Source organism: Streptomyces sp. NPDC060198 (assembly GCF_042728415.1).
Taxonomy (GTDB): domain Bacteria; phylum Actinomycetota; class Actinomycetes; order Streptomycetales; family Streptomycetaceae; genus Streptomyces.
In genome coordinates, this window is sequence record NZ_JBHWZJ010000466.1 from 1 (window position 1) to 4,773 (window position 4,773).

General features: G+C 73.0%; 3 protein-coding genes and 1 tRNA gene. 3 read left to right on the forward strand and 1 reads right to left on the reverse strand.

The window, feature by feature from the left end; all coding sequences use genetic code 11:
- Positions 1-344 precede the first annotated feature (344 nt).
- Positions 345-418, reverse strand: a tRNA-Lys gene (locus ACFWEP_RS31725).
- A 188-nt stretch (positions 419-606) separates the two neighbouring features.
- On the opposite strand from ACFWEP_RS31725, the gene ACFWEP_RS31730 reads away from it, so the two are divergent.
- The 3 genes from ACFWEP_RS31730 (at position 607) to ACFWEP_RS31740 (ending at position 4,447) form a co-directional block, all read left to right on the forward strand.
- On the forward strand, positions 607-1,905 hold the full coding sequence (locus ACFWEP_RS31730; RefSeq protein WP_387375309.1) for a peptidoglycan-binding protein: 1,299 nt from the start codon (positions 607-609) through the stop codon (positions 1,903-1,905).
- 267 nt (positions 1,906-2,172) lie between these two features.
- On the forward strand, positions 2,173-3,675 hold the full coding sequence (locus ACFWEP_RS31735) for an SPFH domain-containing protein (protein ID WP_387375311.1): 1,503 nt from the start codon (positions 2,173-2,175) through the stop codon (positions 3,673-3,675).
- A gap of 181 nt (positions 3,676-3,856) precedes the next feature.
- Positions 3,857-4,447: a lytic polysaccharide monooxygenase gene (locus ACFWEP_RS31740; protein ID WP_387375313.1), complete on the forward strand. Its 591-nt coding sequence runs from the start codon at positions 3,857-3,859 to the stop codon at positions 4,445-4,447.
- The last annotated feature ends 326 nt before the right edge of the window (positions 4,448-4,773 follow it).

Genomic DNA, 4,773 nt, shown 5'->3' on the forward strand with positions numbered 1-4,773 from the left:
CCCGGGCGGGAGCCGCCCGACGGGGCCGGTTCCGCGCCCGCATTTCGCGCACCGGGCCGTGAGGTGTTCCGAGGCTTCCGGGCGGGGAGAATCCAACTAGGCGCTCCGTGACGGTTTGTCGGCGGAGAGTCACCAGAAGGGGTGGCGCGTGCAGGCCGCGCGATTCCGGACGGCGCGCGCCCGCGGCCGCGCGGGGGCGTGAAGAGGTGTCGCGCGGATGCGTGAAGAGAGACGAGAGGTGGGAGCGAGCCTCGCGGTGTGTGCGGGGCAGGGGCGTGCGGTCCGGCGGGGCCGGGCAACGAACAAGGCCCCCTCACGTGAAGTGAGAGGGCCTTGACTCTGCGTGCGCCGCCAGGGACTCGAACCCCGGACCCGCTGATTAAGAGTCAGCTGCTCTAACCAACTGAGCTAGCGGCGCCTGCTGACCTGGAGAACATTACCGGATTCCGCAGCATGCTCCTGACCATTTTCCATGCCGCAACGCCCTGTCGCATGGTCGTTTTTTCTCTTTGATCCGTCAAAATGTGATTTGTCATGAGAGTTGAGACGCCGGCGCCCGTAGCGGAGTGCCTCAAAAAATCTTGACGAGTCCGGAGGGGAATCGACATGACCGTCCCGGTCTTCAGGGAGTACGAACCCGCCGCCGACTGCGGCTGCGCCGGCTGTGCCCTCCAGCGCCGCACTGCGGCAGCCCGGAGCCTGCCGCCCCGCCTCGGCGGCCATCGGGCCGCGCACGGAGCACGCCGCGCGCTGGTGCTCGCCACGGCTGCCGGAGTGGTCCTCTCCGCCGGTGCCGCCGAGGCGGTCGTTCCCGCCTGCCACGCCGCCGGGCCCGTCCGCCCGGACGACGCGGCCGGCCCCGGGCCCACGACCCCGCAGGGGCAGGCCGGACCGCTGATGGGCGGTGGTGCCGCGGGCCCGCCCACCGCGGACGCGCCCCTGGCACTGCGGACCACCACCCGCGGGGAGATCATCTCCCGCGCCAAGACGTGGGTGGCCGCGAAGGTGCCGTACGACATGGAGAAGTACTGGTCGGACGGCTACCGCCAGGACTGCTCCGGCTATGTCTCGATGGCCTGGGGGCTGGGCGGCAACGAGTGGACCGGCAGCCTCTCCTCGTACGGCACGCGGATCGCGCGCTCGCAGCTGGAACCGGGCGACATCCTCCTCTTCCACAATCCGGCCGACCCCAACAAGGGGTCGCACGTCACGATCTTCGGCGGCTGGACCAACAGTGCGCGCACCCAGTACATGGCGTACGAGCAGACACCCCCGGCCACCCGGAAGAAGACCACGCCCCTCGCGTACTGGAGCAACTCCGACAAGTACCTCGCCTACCGCTACCGGGGGCTCACCGGCGGTTCCGGCGGCGGCTCGTCCGCGGGGTTCCCCGGTGCCGCCAGGTTCGGGCCGGGGGCGCGCAACGCCCATGTCACCCAGCTCGGCGACATGTTGGTGGCGCGGGGCGGGAAACGTTTCTACACCCAGGGCCCCGGCCCCGCCTGGAGCGAGGCGGACCGGCGCGCGACCCGGGCGTTCCAGCAGGCGCAGGGGTGGAGGGGCGCGAACGCGGACGGCCTTCCCGGCCCGGACACCTGGCGCCGGCTCGTCGACGGCACCGGAAAGAACATTCCGGCGGCCGGGTCGGGAGGCGGTTCGAGTGCGGTCCCGCCCTTCCCCGGACGCGGCTATTTCAAGCCAGGTCAATCGAACGCCCATGTCGAGCGGCTCGGCAGGCAGTTGGTGAAGAAGGGTTACGGGCGGCACTACGCCTCGGGGCCGGGCCGCCGCTGGACCGAGGCGGACCGGCGCAACGTGGAGGCGTTCCAGCGGGCCCAGGGCTGGCGCGGCGGCGTGGCGGACGGCTACCCGGGGCCGGACACCTGGCGGCGGCTCTTCTCCTGAAGGGGCCGAGGGCCGCCCGGCGGATCGGAGGACCGGCGCACCGGTGGTGCGGCTGCCCGGCGGATCGACAGCTCCGGATCGACGGGGTGCGGAAGGGAACGGTGGCGGGTGTACGGAGACGAGGAAGACGGAGTGGGGGCGCGCCGCGGCGCGGGAGGCGGCACCGGCCCCGGGGCGGGCCCGGTAGACGAACCGGACACGGACCCCGGCCGGCCCGGAGGCGGCGATCCGCGTACGGAGGGGGGACCGGACACCGAGGGGCCGTGCGTGGACGTGGTGCTGGAACTCGCGCACGGCGAGACGGAGACCTCCTCGATGCGCACCGTTTCGGCCACGGTCTCGGTGCCCGCGGGCGACGGGACCGGTTCGGGCGACGGGACGGGGTCGGGCGACGGGACCGGTTCGGGCGACGGGACGGGGTCGGGCGACGGGAGCCGCTCGGGCGACGGGAGCCGCGGAGTCGAGGGGGCCGCCGGGGGTGGAGCGGCCACCGGGGAGGTCCCCGCCCCGTCCGGCGGCTACCGCGAGGGGGACCGGTGGGGCACCGGGCGCCGCCGGTCGGTCATCGCCAACGAGTCCACCGCGTCCATCCCGGTGCACCTGCTCTTCCGCGACGAACCCCGCGATCCCGACGACCGGACCGGGCTCCTCCCGCGCCTCGGTACCGGCGTACCGGACCCGTACGGACCGCCCGGCGGCCCCGCCCGGGACGGCGGCGACCCGCACCGCACCGCCAAAGTCGCCTCGGTGCCCGTGGCCGTCGCGCGCCACGCGCCGCCGGCCGACCGGTCCGGTGCCGGGGGGCGGCGCCCGCCCGTACCCCGCTCGCCGCAGGTCGGTCCGCCGCCCCGCCGGGCGCCCGTCGCCGATCCCCGGCTGCACGAGCGCCCCGGACCTGCCCTGCCCGGCTGGATGGCCGTGCTCACCGGGATGGCCGGCTGCGCCGCCGCACTGGTGGTCCTCTGGTGGGCGGGCGCGCTGCCGGCGACGGCGCAGACCCGGCTCGGCATCGGGCCACGCCCGTACGAGGGCATCGGCATCGGCCTCTGGGCGGTGCTCGCGGTGCTGGTGACCGTGGTGCTCTTCGCGTTCGGGGGCCTCGGGCGCGGGCGGGTCGGGTACGCCTTGGTGCTGACGCTCTTCGGCGACTACCGGGGGAGTGTCCGGCGTACCGGGCTCTTCTGGGTCTCCCCGCTGCTGCTCCGTCGCCGCACCGACGTGCGGCTGCGGCACTGGCGGAGCGACCCGATGCCCGCCGTGGACGCGAACGGCACGGCGCTGCGGGTCACCGTCCTCGTCGTCTGGCGGGTCGAGGACACCGTCCGGGCGGTGCTGGGGGTCGCGGACCACGAGACGTACCTGCGGGAACAGGTCGAGGCGGCCATGGTCCGGGTGCTCTCGCAACTGCCCGCCGACGCCTTCCACGAGGACGCCCCCACGCTGCGGAACGCCGAGGCGGTCGGGGACGCGCTGACCCGGATGCTGAAGGCGGACTGTGAGCCGGTCGGGGTGGAGGTGTACTCGGCGCAGCCGACCGGGATCGAGTACGCCCCCGAGGTCGCGGCGGCCATGCAGCGCCGCCGGGTCGCGGCGCTCGACGCGAGGCATCGGGACAGCGTCCTGACCTCCGTGGTGGACGCGGTCGACGACACCGTCCACCGGCTCACCACGCGTGGACTCGTCGCGCTCGACGACTACGAACGCAAGTCCCTGGTAAGGGACTTGACGGTGGCCTTCTACACGGGGCGTGGCGGGGGCGAGGGAGGCTGAGGGGATCCGAGGTGCCCTGGGGGGTGGTGCGACGGCGCAGGATAGCGAAACGGAATGCCGTCACGCAGTGGTCTGGACATGTTCACGGCACGTCAATACTGTGGAACTTGGTCTAGACCGCACGACCGCGCGCTTCACGAGCAGTGCTCACCGAAAGCCCCCTGTCCCTGAGGAGCGAAGCATGCGTAAGAGGACGAGCGCGGCCGTGGTCGGCCTGGCGATTCTGGGCGCTTCGGCGCTCGCCACCAGCAGCGCCAGCAGCCACGGCTACACCGACAACCCCATCAGCCGTCAGAAGCTCTGTGCCAACGGCACGGTCACCAACTGCGGCAACATCCAGTGGGAGCCGCAGAGCGTCGAGGGCCCGAAGGGCTTCCCGACGGCGGGTCCGGCGGACGGGAAGATCTGCTCCGCCAACCACACCGAGTTCGCGCAGCTCGACGACCCGCGCGGCGGCAACTGGCCCACCACGCAGGTCACCGGCGGCCAGTCGTTCAACTTCCGCTGGCAGTTCACCGCCCGTCACTCCACGACGGACTTCCGGTACTACATCACCAAGCAGGGCTGGGACCCGACGAAGCCGCTCACCCGGGCCTCGCTGGACTCGCAGCCGTTCCTGACGGTGCCGTACAACAACCAGCAGCCGCCGGCCACGCTGACCCAGACGGGCACCATCCCCAGCGGGAAGACCGGTCACCACATCATCCTGGCGGTGTGGACGATCGCGGACACCGCGAACGCGTTCTACTCCTGCTCGGACGTGAAGTTCTGATCCCCGGGCTGGAGGCGGGATGGGTGCTCGACAGCCCCCGTACCGGCCGGGTGCGGGAAACGCCGGTCCGAGAGGCTCCGGTGTGAGTGAGAAGGGGAGCGCGACCGGCGACGGCCGGACGTGACGCCCCTTCGGTGAAGCGCGGCCGTTCGGGCGGGACGGCCGAGCCTGTGAACCACCGATGAACAGCAGGACGGCGCAACGCAGTGGGGGGGTGTCCCGTTGCGGGGACCCCCCCCCCGTGGGGGCGGGGGCCGCCCGGGGCGGGCAACCCCGGCCCCCGGGTTTAGAGTCCGGGGGGCTGTCCCAAAGGGGGGTCGGGGCCC